At 53.2% G+C, this 14410-nt stretch carries 12 protein-coding genes; 8 read left to right on the top strand and 4 right to left on the bottom strand.

Going from position 1 to position 14410, the window contains the following annotated elements; genetic code table 11:
• The first annotated feature begins 210 nt into the window (after positions 1–210).
• The 3 genes from ABDW72_RS04790 (at position 211) to ABDW72_RS04800 (ending at position 2903) form a co-directional block, all read left to right on the top strand.
• A complete protein-coding gene (locus ABDW72_RS04790) occupies positions 211–792 on the top strand; it encodes a uracil-DNA glycosylase family protein (protein WP_347157322.1) in 582 nt (193 codons plus the stop codon).
• 56 nt (positions 793–848) lie between these two features.
• Complete coding sequence (locus tag ABDW72_RS04795) at positions 849–1997, top strand: methionine aminotransferase (protein ID WP_347157323.1); 1149 nt, start codon at positions 849–851, stop codon at positions 1995–1997.
• Between the two features lie 135 nt (positions 1998–2132).
• The gene (locus ABDW72_RS04800) at positions 2133–2903 is read left to right on the top strand and encodes an amidohydrolase (RefSeq protein ID WP_347157324.1); all 771 of its coding nucleotides are present in this window, start codon (positions 2133–2135) and stop codon (positions 2901–2903) included.
• A gap of 143 nt (positions 2904–3046) precedes the next feature.
• Here ABDW72_RS04800 and ABDW72_RS04805 read toward each other — a convergent pair whose 3' ends face one another.
• Positions 3047–3439, bottom strand: coding sequence for a hypothetical protein (locus ABDW72_RS04805; protein WP_347157325.1), 393 nt, complete (start codon positions 3437–3439; stop codon positions 3047–3049).
• Positions 3439–5661: an FG-GAP-like repeat-containing protein gene (locus ABDW72_RS04810; RefSeq protein ID WP_347157326.1), complete on the bottom strand. Its 2223-nt coding sequence runs from the start codon at positions 5659–5661 to the stop codon at positions 3439–3441. The genes ABDW72_RS04805 and ABDW72_RS04810 overlap by 1 nt, the downstream gene beginning before the upstream one ends.
• 173 nt (positions 5662–5834) lie before the next feature.
• Here ABDW72_RS04810 and ABDW72_RS04815 point away from each other — a divergent pair, with 173 nt between their 5' ends.
• Entirely contained in the window at positions 5835–7121 is a 1287-nt protein-coding gene (locus ABDW72_RS04815) for a UDP-N-acetylmuramoyl-tripeptide--D-alanyl-D-alanine ligase (RefSeq protein ID WP_347157327.1), read from the top strand.
• A 108-nt stretch (positions 7122–7229) separates the two neighbouring features.
• On the opposite strand, the gene rfbC is transcribed toward ABDW72_RS04815, so the two are convergent.
• Positions 7230–7772: a dTDP-4-dehydrorhamnose 3,5-epimerase gene (gene rfbC, locus ABDW72_RS04820; RefSeq protein WP_347157328.1), complete on the bottom strand. Its 543-nt coding sequence runs from the start codon at positions 7770–7772 to the stop codon at positions 7230–7232.
• A gap of 21 nt (positions 7773–7793) precedes the next feature.
• Positions 7794–8912 (bottom strand): glycosyltransferase family 4 protein, encoded by a 1119-nt coding sequence (locus ABDW72_RS04825; RefSeq protein WP_347157329.1) that lies wholly within the window; start codon positions 8910–8912, stop codon positions 7794–7796.
• Between the two features lie 138 nt (positions 8913–9050).
• On the opposite strand from ABDW72_RS04825, the gene ABDW72_RS04830 reads away from it, so the two are divergent.
• The 4 genes from ABDW72_RS04830 (at position 9051) to ppk1 (ending at position 14371) form a co-directional block, all read left to right on the top strand.
• A complete protein-coding gene (locus ABDW72_RS04830) occupies positions 9051–9776 on the top strand; it encodes a SirB2 family protein (RefSeq protein WP_347157330.1) in 726 nt (241 codons plus the stop codon).
• Positions 9777–10964 (top strand): GTPase HflX, encoded by a 1188-nt coding sequence (gene hflX, locus ABDW72_RS04835; protein WP_347157331.1) that lies wholly within the window; start codon positions 9777–9779, stop codon positions 10962–10964.
• Between the two features lie 729 nt (positions 10965–11693).
• Positions 11694–12188, top strand: coding sequence for a SixA phosphatase family protein (locus tag ABDW72_RS04840; protein ID WP_347157332.1), 495 nt, complete (start codon positions 11694–11696; stop codon positions 12186–12188).
• A 65-nt stretch (positions 12189–12253) separates the two neighbouring features.
• Positions 12254–14371 carry a polyphosphate kinase 1 gene (gene ppk1, locus ABDW72_RS04845; protein ID WP_347157333.1) on the top strand — a complete coding sequence of 706 codons (2118 nt, stop codon included), beginning with the start codon at positions 12254–12256 and terminating at the stop codon, positions 14369–14371.
• Positions 14372–14410 lie beyond the last annotated feature (39 nt).

The following is a 14410-nucleotide window of genomic DNA, read 5'->3' on the forward strand; positions in this document are numbered from 1 at the left end:
GTAGCGGGGCGTTCTTGAGTCAGGCCGGTTTGCTGCAAGTATAGTATGTGGCGCGGCGCCATACTCATGCAACCATTCAGAATAGTTTGTAGCATGTATAAAATATCCTCCTCTCGCGTATAAAGGTTCTGCCGCTTATAGTATGGATAGTATGGCTGCTTCTTTTTCAAGCACAAGGATAGGTGGTATCTTTGCCATACATTATACTTGATGGAATCACTCGAAACTTTACTGCAACAGGTGCGGGCCTGCCGCCTTTGTGAGGAACACCTACCCCTGGGACCGCGCCCTGTGCTGCAGGCCAGCGCCACCGCAAAGATACTGGTAGTGGGGCAGGCACCCGGCACAAAGGTGCACGCCAGCGGCATTCCCTGGGACGACCAGAGTGGCAAACGCCTGCGCCAGTGGCTGAACCTGGAACCGGAAGTATTCTACGACACGACGCAGGTCGCCATTATTCCAATGGGCTTCTGCTATCCGGGCAAAGGCAAAAGCGGCGATCTGCCGCCCCGCTCGGAGTGTGCTCAGCACTGGCACCAGCAACTGCTGGTGCTGCTGCCTAACATCCAGCTCACGCTGCTCATCGGCAAGTATGCCCAGGACCATTTTCTGCAAAAGTCTGCCAAAGCTACGCTCACCGAAACCGTGGCGCAGTGGCACGAATACCTGCCGCAGTACATGCCGCTGCCGCACCCCTCACCGCGCAATCAGTTTTGGCTCCGCCGCAATCCTTGGTTTGAGGCCGATGCCGTGCCTGCCCTGCAGCAGTTGGTGCAGGGGCTGCTGGGCTAAACTTAAACGTTGCGATTTCGTTGCAGCATAAACTTTTGCATTCAACCTGATCTCTGATGATAAACTACCCCAGCAGCAAACTCCCTGACGTAGGCACGAGTATCTTCACGGTTATGTCGGCTATGGCCAATGAGCACCAGGCCATCAACCTGTCGCAGGGATTTCCCGATTTTAACTGCCCGGAGCCGCTGATGGAACTGGTGACCCGGTATATGCACGAAGGCTTCAACCAGTATGCACCCATGGCCGGCATGCCGCAACTGCGCGAAAAGATCAGCCTGAAAACACAGAAAATATACGGGTACCTGCCTGACGCCAACACAGAGGTGACGGTAACCAGTGGCGCTACCGAAGCATTGTTTGCTGCGATTACGGCCGTGGTTAAGCCCGGCGATGAGGTGGTGGTGCTGGAGCCCTGTTACGACTCCTATGCGCCCGCCATCCGCCTGAGCGGCGGCTCTCCGATCTATGTGCCACTCGCGCTGCCAGGCTTTTATGTGGATTGGGACCTGGTGCGAAAGCGGATCTCCTCGCGCACCCGCCTGATCATCATCAACACGCCGCACAACCCTACCGGCGCCGTAATGACGAAAGAAGACATGCAAAAGCTGGCTAGTTTAACTGATGGTACCGACATTCTGGTGCTGAGCGACGAAGTATACGAGCACATGGTGTTTGACGGGCAGCAGCATACCAGCGCAGGGCAGATCCCGTCCTTGCGCGAGCGCAGCATGGTGGTTTCTTCCTTTGGCAAAACTTACCATACTACCGGCTGGAAGATCGGCTATGCGATTGCGCCTGCCCCGCTTACGGCCGAGTTGCGGCGGATGCACCAGTTCATCACCTTTAGCTCGCCGACACCACTGCAACTGGCTATTGCCGCTTTCATGGACGAGGAAGACCACTATCGTACGCTGCCGGCTTTTTACCAGCAAAAGCGCGATTATTTCAATGAGCAACTGAAAGATTCCCGCTTCGAAATGATCCCTTCGGCCGGCACCTATTTCCAGCTGGCCAAGTATGACCGGCTATCCGATGCCTACGATGTGGATTTTGCCAGACACCTGGTGCAGGAAGCAGGCGTAGCGGCTATCCCCGTTTCCGCCTTCTACCACGACAAAACAGACCACAAATACCTGCGCTTCTGCTTCGCTAAGAGCGAGGAAACGTTAAAAGCTGCCGCAGAAAAGCTGGTAAAACTTTAAATTTACCTGTTGATGGAGTGTTAAATGACTAATTTGCTAGGTTTATATGTTTAGCGGAGATGGGTAAAATAGAGCCCTCTGCACCATGTATGTCACACCAGATAACGAGCATCGAATAACGCACAACAAAGCAAAATGGATTTACGCGTAACGATCGTGCAGACAGCGCTGCACTGGCAGGATGCGGAAGCAAACCGCCGGATGTTTTCTGCTAAACTGGCAGCAGCGGCTCCTGCTACAGACCTGCTGGTGCTGCCCGAAATGTTTACCACGGGGTTTAGCATGAATGCCCCGGAACTGGCTGAAGAAGCCGAAGGCGCCACGCTGGCCTGGATGCAGCAGCAGGCGCAACAGCACCAAGCCGTGGTGACGGGTAGTGTGATCGTGCAGGAGAACGGCCACTACTATAACCGCCTGCTGTGGGTGCGCCCCGATGGCAGCTACGAAAAGTACGACAAGCGGCACCTGTTCCGGATGGCCAGGGAGCATCATACGTATGCGCCGGGCCGGGAGCGGCTGGTGGTGGAGTTGAAAGGCTGGAACATTTGTCCGCTGGTATGTTACGACCTGCGCTTCCCGGTGTGGAGCCGCAATGCCGGCAGTAGCTACGATTTGTTGCTATATGTGGCCAACTGGCCCAAAGCCCGCAACCTGGCCTGGCGCACGCTGCTGCAGGCACGTGCTATCGAAAACCTGGCCTATGTGGTGGGGGTGAACCGTGTGGGTACCGATGGCAACGGCCATCCCTATTCCGGTGATTCTGCCATCATCCATCCCAAAGGAACTACATTGCTGGAAACGGCCGAAGCAGAAGGCATCCATACGTTGCTGTTGCACAAACAAGAACTGGATGATTTCCGGGCAGCATTCCCGGCGCACCTGGATGCGGATACCTTTTCGTTGTAGCGATTGCAGCCGGAGCTGCCAGATTATTCCAGCGCCTGAAAGTATAAATTATTCTTTTTGAATGGCTTTCATACTTTAGATGCTGCTACGGCTTTATACCTGAAAGGCTTCTGTATACAAGTTTATACTTACTAATAGCGTGGTTAAGCTAAATATGACTTTATAGCTAGCAGTAGTGCTTCCGCCTCGTCTTTTACCTGCTTATACTTTAGCTGTGGCCGCGCCTGTAGCATGCGTTGGAGGCGATGGTGCTCTCCCAACAGAAGGACAAGCCGTCCCTCCTGCTCCTGCAACAACTCCTCTAGCAGCGGCATAACATTTCCAAAGCCTTGCGCCTGCCCTATGGCTTTTACCAGTACAACAGCCTTGCTTGCTTCGCGGAGCAGCTTCAGGGCATAGTGCAGCAGCAACTCGTTTGAGCCGGCATCTATGTCCAGCACAGCTACAGCAGGGCAGGCTTGTTGTACCGCAGCCACTAACGGCTGTTGGTAGGCAAATGGGGCAGGCGCCAGATCCAGCAGCAGGAAAACGGGCATCACCTTACCACCAGTTTACTTACGGCATGCTCCCCCGACTGTGCCCGCGCCCGCGCCACATACAAGCCGGCTTTCAGGTGTTGTAGCGGAATGGTATGGGTACGGCTGTAAGTGGCCGAGCTGTACACACACCGCCCAATCGCATCGTATACTTGCAGCGATACAGGGGCAGCGGCACGCACACTCACTTCATCGCGGATGGTTCTGTCAGCAGGATTGGGATAGACCTGCAGGGTAAGCTTTTCCTCCGGCTTTTCCAGCGTAGCCTTGTTGCCACCTGTTTGCTCCAGCAAGTATAAACCGCCGCCTTGCGTACCAATGGTGAGGTACAGCTTATTTTCGCCTCCCAACGGCGCGACGGCTATACTTAGGCCTTTGCCCAGCCGGGTAGTATGAAGCTGTTCTGTCAGCGGGTTCTCAAGTAATTTGGTTTCGGCGGTAAGGTTTGCGGTTGTGCTTAGCTGTGCGCTAATATTGCGGTAGATGCTTACCACGCCCCTGTCATCCACCGTCAGCAGGTCCGGTTGCCCATCACCATCTACGTCTGCTACGGCAGGCCTTAAGTTACGCAATGTTCCGTTCTGCCCGATGCCGCCGATGCTGTTGATCTCAAGGGCAAACGTGGGCTGGTTGCGACTGCCGGTGTTACGGTAAAACTGCAAAATGCCGGCTGCTTTGCCTAGTACCATGTCCGGATCGCCATCTTCATCTGCATCAAAAAAAGCAGGCACATCGCCTTCGTCTATCGTCATCATATCTTTTATACCAGCCAGATCAAACTGCATGGCGGCTCCCTTCGCTGCCGTATTTATAATGTACCGGATGCTGGTCTTTCCTGCTTCTGCATCGCGGTAAGTAAGAACCAGGTCAGGCACCCCGTCGCCGTTTATATCGGTAAAAGCGGGCTTGATGCCCAGCAGTGAGTTGGCGGAAAGGTGAAGGTAATCGTCTGTTACCAACTCAAAAGCCGGGGCTGTGGCGGTGCCGGTATTTTTATAGTAACTAAGAGAGGCACTGTAGCTGCCATGGTTCATAGAGGCATAATTCCCCACCAGCATGTCCAGGTCGCCATCGCCATCCAGGTCGGCAAAGGCCGGAAAGGCTCCTTCGCTCAGGTCTATCATCTGCTGCTGCAGAAAGTTGTCCTGCACAAAGTTAAAGTCGGGTTTAGCTGCTGCGCCTTTGTTCCGGTACAGCCATACTGATTGCGCCAGGTTGATATCCTGCAGTTCATGTGTGGATTGTGGCGCTACCAGCAGATCGGGGACACCATCAAAAGTCACATCCTCATAATATGCGGCCGGGAAAATATTGAAGCTGGCGGGTTTGGCAGCCGGCCAGTTGGCATCAAAGCCTTGCATCCGGGCATTATCGCGGGTGCCCTGGTTAGGCAGCAGCAACAGATCGTTGCACATCAGAGCGCCCATCAGCAGGTCCTGGTCGCCGTCAGCATCCAGGTCGAGCAGCAGCAGCGAAGAACCGCTATGGCCGTTGTGCAGTGGCGCTGCCAACCGGCAAGAAGCGTTAAAAACAAAACTGTTGCAGCCTTCACACTCCGAAATGCCACCCCACCAGTTGGTTTGTTGTACAAACTTCAGGGTGCCACAGGATAGCCCCTCCTCTGCCTGCATGTTGCGGTAATGCTCCAGCGTCAGCCCCTGCGAAAACTCAGTCACCAGTATATCCAGGTCGCCATCGCCGTCCATGTCGGTAATAGCGGGGATATCGGCGCTGTTCATCTGCAGGTTCACGTTGCGGCTTCCGTAGCGGATCGCCTCTTCGGCCAGGCTAAACTGCAGCTGTCCGTTCTCTGCTACTTCCTGCCTGAATACCCGGATCCCCAGCGGGCTACTCGTAAAAATATCTTTTAGTCCGTCGCAATTATAGTCCCGCAGCAGTACCCAGTCGTGCAGATCAGCCGGAAAAAAAATTTCATACGCCGGTGCATACCGGTAGCGCCATGTACCATTTTCCTGCACTGCCAGCCATGTAAATACCTTTTGCTGTATGCGGTCGAAAATAAAAAGATCCGGCTGCCCGTCCTTGTTCAGGTCGATGGTCGAGAATTCGGGCGTGCTGAGGCCGCCGCTCCAGGGGTCGGACAGGAGGCCGGCAGTGTTGGCAACAGGCACATCCTGGCGCAGCTGAAATTGCAGCGAGTCCTGGGCCAGGGCCGCTGTAGCCGACCAGAGTACAAGGAGCAAGGTATAGGCGATCTTCATGGTGTGTTTGCGGCTGCTTTGCTTAAAGGTAGGAGGAATTTTACGCCGGGGCAACAGGCCATACTATCGCTTTTCGGGATTTGCATGTATATTGCCACAGCGGCAGAAGTTCTAGCATTAACGTGTTTTGCCGCCTTATCATATGCATTTAATTCAGCTTAAATAACTTATTTATGCCGCTTAGCATCGAAAACCTGTATCAGAAATACCTGGAGTGCCGCCATGTGAGCACCGACTCGCGTGCCGCGCAGGACCAAAGCCTGTTTTTTGCCCTGAACGGTCCTAACTTTAAAGGAGCGAAGTTTGCCGCCGCCGCACTGGAAAAAGGCGCAAAGTATGCGGTGGTAGACGACCCAAGTATGGCCTCCGACAATGTGCTGGTGGTGGAGGATACGCTGCAGGGGCTGCAGGACCTTGCCCGCTACCATCGCCGCCAGTTAAGTATACCGGTGATTGGCATTACGGGCAGCAATGGCAAAACCACCACCAAAGAGCTGATCTATGCCGTGCTCAGCCAAAAGTATAATACGCTCTACACGCAGGGCAACCTCAACAACCACATTGGCGTGCCGCTTACACTGCTGCGCATTAAGCCGGAACATGAAATAGCGATTATCGAAATGGGCGCTAACCACATCGGGGAAATCGCATTTCTTTGTACCATTGCCCAGCCCTCACATGGCATGATCACCAACATCGGCAAAGCCCACTTGGAAGGCTTTGGCAGCCTGGAAGGCGTGGCGCGGGGAAAAAGCGAGCTATACCTGCACCTGGACGCACACGACGGCACCGTGTTTGTGAACACCGCCAACGAGCACCTCATGCGCATGAGCCGCCGCATCGAAGAAAAGATTACCTATCCGGCGGTGGGTGATTATTACCATAGCGAACTGCTGGAGGCTTCGCCTTACGTGGTGTATAGAGATGAGGCGCACAACGAAGTGCACACGCAGCTAGTAGGCAGCTATAACTATGAGAACATGGCTGCTGCTGCCTGTATTGGCAAGTTCTTTGGTGTGCCGCTGGCAAAAGCGAATGACGCGATCGCACACTATAGCCCGGTAAACAACCGCTCGCAGGTACTGCAGAAAGGCAGTAACACCATTATTCTGGATGCCTATAATGCCAACCCCACCTCAATGGCTGCCGCTGTGCGCAACTTCGGAAGTATGAAGGCGCCGCGGAAGGTAGTAATACTAGGTGATATGTTTGAAATGGGAACTGAGAGCGAAGCCGAGCACCGCGGTTTAGGCAAAGTAGTAGCCGCACAGGATTTTGACACCGTGATACTTTGCGGCCAGGATATGCAGTATGCCGCCGCAGTCAAGGATTCGTTTTTATACTTCGAGACAAAGCAGGAACTTGCCACCTGGCTGCAGAAAAACCCGGTGCAGGAGAGTTACGTGCTGGTAAAAGGCTCCCGCGGCATGGGCCTGGAAACACTCGAGGAACTACTGTAGCATTGTGACAAATTTGGCTGGTCTTCAAAAGAGGCTCGCAAGTATAAAAGTAGAAGCCGGAGTTTATAGCTCCGGCTTCTACTTTTATACTTGTATACTTTGCTCCAACTAAAACGGCGAATTGAAATCCTGTAGCAGGGGCAGTACTTCGTCTTTGGACGACACCAGTGGCGCGGCAATTCCCCAGTCTATACCCAGCGCCGGGTCGTTCCAGAGAATACCTCCTTCTGTAGCAGGCGCATAAAAGTCGGTGCACTTATACAGGAAGGTGGTGTTATCTTCCAGCGCTACAAAGCCGTGTGCGAAGCCTGCCGGAATGTAGAATTGGTTGTGCTGCACCGCATCCAACAGGCAGGTAACGTGCTGCCCATACGTAGGCGAACCTTTCCGCAGGTCCACAGCTACATCCAGCGCTTTGCCAGCGGTAACGCGAACGAGCTTGGCCTGCGCCTGTGGCGGTCTCTGGAAGTGCAACCCGCGCAACACGCCTTTGCTGGAAACGGATTGATTATCCTGCACAAAAACAGGGCTTACACCAAACGGCTCAAACCACCACTGGCTAAAAGTTTCTAAAAAGTAGCCCCGGTCGTCCCGGAAAACACGCGGTATAAATTCTATCAGTCCCTCAATATGAAAAAGCTTGTGCTCCATTCCTGTCTTATAATTTTAGTGTCAAATTTTTACTTGTGCGGTTACCTGCTCCACTGCTTGCAGGTACTTTTGAATAACAAAGCGGTCATCATATTTAGTGACGGCAAGCTGGCGGCTGGCCTGGCCCATCCGTTCCAACTCCGCTTCAGGTAGCTGCAGCAACTGCTGCATTTTGGCGGCTAGGTCTTCGGCGTCCCGCACGCGGCAAAGGTAGCCGTTGAGACCGTGCTGCACCACGTCGCGGCAGCCGGGCACGTCGGTGGCAATGAGCGGTTTAGCCATGGCTGCAGCTTCCAATAGTGTATGCGGCGTTCCCTCGCGGTAAGAAGGCAGCACCACGCAGTCGGCTGTAGCAATGACGGCGGCCACATCGTCCGTCGCACCCAGATATTCTACCTTTCCTGTAGCCAGTAACGCATCTAACTTACTCCGCCTGATGCCGGAGCGGCTCATCTCATCTACCTTCCCCAACAGTTGACATTTTACTTGCGGTTGCTGCGCCTGCACTCGTTTGCAGGCCTCTACAAACTCTATCACGCCTTTATCATACAGTACCCGCGCCACCATCAGAAACACAAAAGGCTGGTTGCGCCGGAATGTGCCGGCTGGCATAAACGCCTGCAGATCGATACCGGAACCTGGCAGCACCTCGGTGATGCCAGGCTGCACCAGTTTATTGCGCAGAAAGAGCCGAAGATCATCTTTGTTCTGGAAAAATACTTTGGCCGGGTAGCGGAAGGCCAGTCTATACAAGGCTTTGGCAATGGCAGACACATAGTCGCGGGTAATAAAGACAGTGCCCAACCCCGACACATTATTGATCGCCGGAACACCAGCCCAGTGCGCTGCAAGTGAGCCGTAGATGTTTGGCTTGATGGTATAGTGCAGCACCACATCGGGCTGCAGGTGCTTGTACGTCTGGTAGAGCCGCCAGGCAAGCAGCATATCGGTAAAAGGGTTGGTACCTTTCTCCATCTGCACCGGCACAAACTGGCACCCGGCCGCTGTCAGCCGGTCAGAATAAGCATCCTGTGGCGCTACTGCCACCACTTCGTGCCCTTCGGCTAGTAGCGCCTGCACCAGGCTCATGCGGAAGTTATAGATGTTCCAGGATGTATTAATGACAATAGCTATGCGCATACTCGCTCAATCGGGCTCGCAAAGATAGGGTTCTCCAGACTAAAAGCCGTAAGTTAGCCATTTTAGCCGTAGCATCAGAAATTTAAAGTAAATTGCAAGCATCCTGCGCATACGTTTATACATCAAAACAACAGGCCGATGCCCATCACTGCATTTCTGCATACACATGTACTGGTTGTGGCACTCTTTCTGCTGCTGTTTGCCGCCAAAGCACTTCTGCTGCTCCTAAACAAGCGCGATATGCTTACGCGGGTGAGGAAAAGCACCAGAATACTGGACCTGGTTTTCGGCACGCTTATACTTGTAACAGGGGCATACCTGGTGTTTCAGTACAACGGCGGCCTGCCGACCTGGCTTATCATCAAAATGGTGCTGGTGTTGATTGCTATACCGGCAGGCATTGTAGGGATTAGGCTGGAGAACAAGGCGCTGACGGTACTGGCACTGCTCCTTTTCGGATACGTATACGGCGTAGCTCAAACCAAAAGCCTTACCTTATACAAAGCTCACCTGACAGAAACGGCTATTGTAGCAGAAACGCCGGAAACGGATGTTGCTGAAACGGGCGATGCAGGCTTAAGTGAATCTGCTGCCATACAGGAAGGAATTGTTGCGGCGATGAGTGAAACCCAGTTGGCCAACGCCAAAGCTATCTATACGCAGGCCTGCGCCAACTGCCATGGCGCCACTGGGGCCAAAGGAGTAGGTGGCGCTACCAATTTAACTAAAAGCAAGCTTAGCCTGAATGACCGGAAAAACGTTATTGCAAATGGCCGTGGCCTGATGCCTGCTTTTAACAGCCAGCTCAGCGAACCGGAAGTGGAAATGCTGGCAGCTTATACTTTAACGCTTAAAAATTTATAAATGGGGAAACAACAATTCTATGATACCGCCAAACCGCAGGAAACAGCAGTGCTGGTGGCTGTCCCGAATTACCGCCAGACGGATGAGCAAACCAAAGAGTATCTCGATGAGCTAGCTTTTTTAGCGGAAACGGCTGGAGCCAATACCTTGAAACGCTTCGTCCAGAAACTTGACAAGCCGGATACGCGCACTTTTGTGGGCAGCGGCAAACTGGACGAGATCAATGCCTATGTAAAAGAACACGACATCGATATGGTCATTTTTGATGATGACCTGAGCCCCTCGCAGGTGCGTAACATTGAGCGCGAACTGCAGGTGAAGATCGTGGACCGCAGCCTGCTTATACTTGATATCTTCGCGTTGCGCGCCAAAACGGCCCAGGCACATGCCCAGGTGGAAATGGCCCAGTACCAGTACCTGCTGCCCCGCCTCACCAACCTCTGGACGCACCTTTCCAAGCAAAAGGGTGGTATTGGCATGAAAGGACCTGGTGAGACGGAAATTGAAACGGACCGCCGTATTGTGCGCGACAAGATTGCCTTGCTGCGCGAGCGCCTGAACAAACTGGAGAAGCAAAATTTTGAACAGCGGAAATCGCGTGCAGCTGTTGTGCGCGTAGCCTTGGTGGGATACACGAACGTAGGCAAGTCTACGCTGATGAACCTGCTGTCCAAGTCGGATGTGTTTGCGGAGAACAAGCTGTTTGCCACCGTGGATGCTACCGTGCGTAAGGTGGTGTTGAACAGTGTGCCTTTCCTTCTCTCCGACACGGTAGGTTTTATCCGTAAGCTGCCCACTAAGCTCATCCAGGCATTTAAGTCTACGCTGGATGAGATTCGTGAAGCGGACCTGCTGGTGCATGTGGTCGATATTTCGCACCCGTCGTTTGAGGAGCATATCGACATTGTAAACGATACGCTAAAAGACATTCATGCTGCCGACAAGCCGGTGCTGCTAGTCTTCAACAAAATAGACCAGTACCTGGCACAACGCGAGCAGGAGCTGCAGGAAGACGGCCACGAAGTGCGTCCGTCTATCGAGGACCTGAAAGCCACCTACATGGCCAAGGAACACGCCCCGGCTCTGTTTATCTCTGCAACCAACAAGATTAACATAGAGCAGCTGCGGGAGGAGTTGGAACGCCGTGTCGCAGAAATCCATTACGAGCGCTATCCGAATAATGTATAGGTAAATTTTTATAGTATAAACAAAAGAGGCGGGCGCTAAGTAGTGTTCGCCTTTTTTGTTTAGGTGCCATTTACTTCACTTCACCTTCCAAGGCAGAGCTAGATTAACTGGTTTTTGTAGTTCCGGGTCAAACCACCCCTGCCCCTCCTTAACTAAGGAGGGGAGTTCTGTCGATGCTTTGGAAAAGTATACGTGTTATAGTATAAGTTTCGCTCAAGTATAGGCTTGAGCTAGTAGAAAGATTCCAGTCCTTGGGTGGAGCGCCTCGAGAGTTTCCGGTGCCGAACTTTTGGGCGAGGCAGCCCGAGGCACGAGGGCAGGAAACGAAAGCAGCGCGATGCCCTTGTCGGGGGCCCCTGCACCCCCAGGACGTGCCCTCGCGGGCTTAGAGCGCACCAAAGCCAGAGATGCAACAGGACAAGTATAAAACTGCGCATCAAACAGAAGCTAGTAAGTATAGCCTGGCAGATAAAGCAGCAAACAGTTGCTACCAAGCATAGCCGGAAGTATAAAATTGAATATCAAACTACAGCTATAAAGTATAGCAGGAAGAAGGCAATAGGCTATACTTAGTATAACAGCAACAGACACCACCTTCCATACTTCCCAACACCCCCTTCTCCTCCCAGCCTCCACCCGCCACAACCATTTCCGGGTAGGAACAGTAAGTAGCAATGCCGCAGCCAACCCTTACAACATGGCTTGTGGCCGCTATTTTAACGAACTTGTATGAAGAAGCTATATATCCTGCGACATGCCAAATCGAGCTGGAAGTTTGAGGGACTCAGCGACCATGACCGGCCTCTGAACAAGCGCGGCCGGTCAGACGCACAACTGATGGGCCAGGAACTGGCTTCCAGAGGCATCAAACCTGCACTCGTTATTGCGAGCCCTGCCGTACGAACACTGACTACCGCAACGCTGGTGTGCAAAGAACTGGACTTTGCGCCAGCTGATATTGTAGCAGACGAACGGGTGTATGCCGCCAGCAAAGACGATCTGCTGGAAGTAGTACGCGAGGCTCCTGCCGAAGTGGATACCGTATTGCTGGTTGGCCACAACGAGGCGCTTTCGGAATTCGCGAATATGCTTTCGCCGGAAAGCCTCGCCAGCCTGCCCACGGCCGGTATTGTTGCCCTGCAGTTTAACTGCGACAGCTGGTACGACGTTAACCCGGACAATGCCGAATTCCTGTTTTTCGATTTCCCGAAGAACTATAAATAACAAACCGCCCACGTTACGGGCAGCTTTTTTTCGCACCACAGCTTCGCCAGCACAGTTTTACCAGAATGAACAAAAAAGAACAAGCACAGGAAAAGCCACAGCGGGATGTTCCTTTTATCAACCGGGAACTAAGCTGGCTCGCTTTTAACTACAGAGTATTACAGGAAGCGGGCGATCAGCGCGTACCGTTGCTGGAGCGCATTAAGTTTATGGCCATCTTCTCCTCTAACCTGGATGAGTACTTCAAAGTGCGTGTGGCTACCCTGAAACGCCTGATCAACCTCAAAAAGAAGACACGGGCCAAACTAAAATCAGATCCTGCGGCCATTTTCGACCAGGTAATGCAGGAGGTACACCGCCAGCAGGAAGAATTCGGGAAGGTTTTCAGGGAAGGCATCCTAACGGGCCTGCGCCAGGAAAACATTCACCTGCTGACGGAAAATGAACTGAACCCGGAGCAGGAAGAATGGGTAAAAACATACTTTGAGGAAAACCTCGAGCCGCTGCTTCTGCCTATCATTCTGGATGATACCGAAACGCATCTTTTCCTGAAAGATCAAACCGTATACTTAAGTATAAAGATGGATGCGCCGGTGGAAGCAGGCGCGAAGCCGGAGCGTTTTGGCATGCTGGAGATCCCGACCAAGAAGCACGGCAGCCGCTTTGTAAAATTGCCTACCGAGGGTGAGCAGCGCTACGTGATGTTTCTGGATGATGTGATCCGGTATTGCCTGCCCCAGCTGTTCCCGAGGTATACGCACTTTGAAGCGCACGCCGTGAAAGTGTCCCGTGATGCGGAGCTGGACATTGAGGAGGAAGTATCGGGTGACCTGATGGCCAAGATTCGCCGGAGCCTGAAGAAGCGCGAAACAGGTTACCCGGCCCGCCTGCTTTACGACCCTGAAACACCCCAGGAGCTGTTGGATATGATGATGGCCCACACCGGCATTTCGGACCAGGAGCTGGTGGAGGGCAGCAAGTACCACAACTTCCGCGACTTTTTTCAGTTCCCGGACTTTAACCTGCCCGATCTGAAATATAAACCGCAGCCTACGCTTATACATCCGCAACTGGAGCAGGAGCCGAGTCTGCTGGCTGCCATGCAAAAACAGGATTACTTGGTACATTACCCATACCAGTCGTTCGATTACGTGCTGCGCTTGTTCAACGAAGCGGCTACCGACCCTAAAGTGACAGCTATCAGCGCTACGCTGTACCGCGTTGCCGGCAAGTCGGCAATTGCCCGGGCGCTGGCAAAGGCTGCCAAAAATGGCAAGTTGGTTACCGTGATTGTGGAGCTGAAAGCCCGCTTTGATGAGGAGTCTAACATTTACTGGGCCGGTAAACTGCAGAAAGCCGGTGCCAACGTTATCTTCGGCGTACCAGACCTGAAGGTGCATTCCAAGTTAGGCCTGATCACCCGCAATGAGCAGGGCAAGCTAGTTAACTACGCGTATCTCAGCACGGGCAACTACAACGAGGACACCTCTACCATTTACGCGGATCATGCCCTTTTTACTTCGGATGAGCGCCTTACCAAAGATGTGGAGCAGGTCTTCAACTTTCTCATCGACCGCCATCCGGATAAAAAATTCGGGCAGTTGCTGGTGGCACCTATCAACATGCGGGAGAGCTTTCTAAAGTTTATTGATCGTGAGATCAGAAATGCACACAAAGGATTGCCAGCCGCCATGATCCTGAAGATGAATGCGCTGCAGGACGAACGGATGATCCGGAAACTCTATGCTGCCAGCCAGGCGGGTGTAAAGATAAAACTGCTGGTGCGGGGCATTTGCTGCCTGGTGCCCGGCGTAGAAGGCTTAAGCGAGAATATTGAAGTGCGCAGCATAGTGGACCGCTACCTGGAGCATGCGCGGGTATACATCTTCCACAACAATGGCAAAGAACAATACTACATCGCTTCTGCCGATTGGATGACGCGCAACCTGGACCGCCGCGTAGAAGTAGCTTTCCCGTTGCTGCAGCAAGACCTGGTGGAGCAGGTACGCACCATCATCGGCTTTCAGCTAACCGACGACACCAAATCGCGCACCGTAGATAATACCTATTTACAGCCGCTTACTCCTACCAATATCCGGGCACAATATGCCACCTACCAGTACCTCCGCAGCCTGGTACCGCCAGGGGTGCAATCGGAACGAAAGCAGCGCCAGCACAAGTAGCACCGGCGTTGCTTTTCCTATCCTACAGAGCCTCAGGCG

The organism is Pontibacter chitinilyticus (genome assembly GCF_039748935.1).
GTDB lineage: Bacteria > Bacteroidota > Bacteroidia > Cytophagales > Hymenobacteraceae > Pontibacter > Pontibacter chitinilyticus.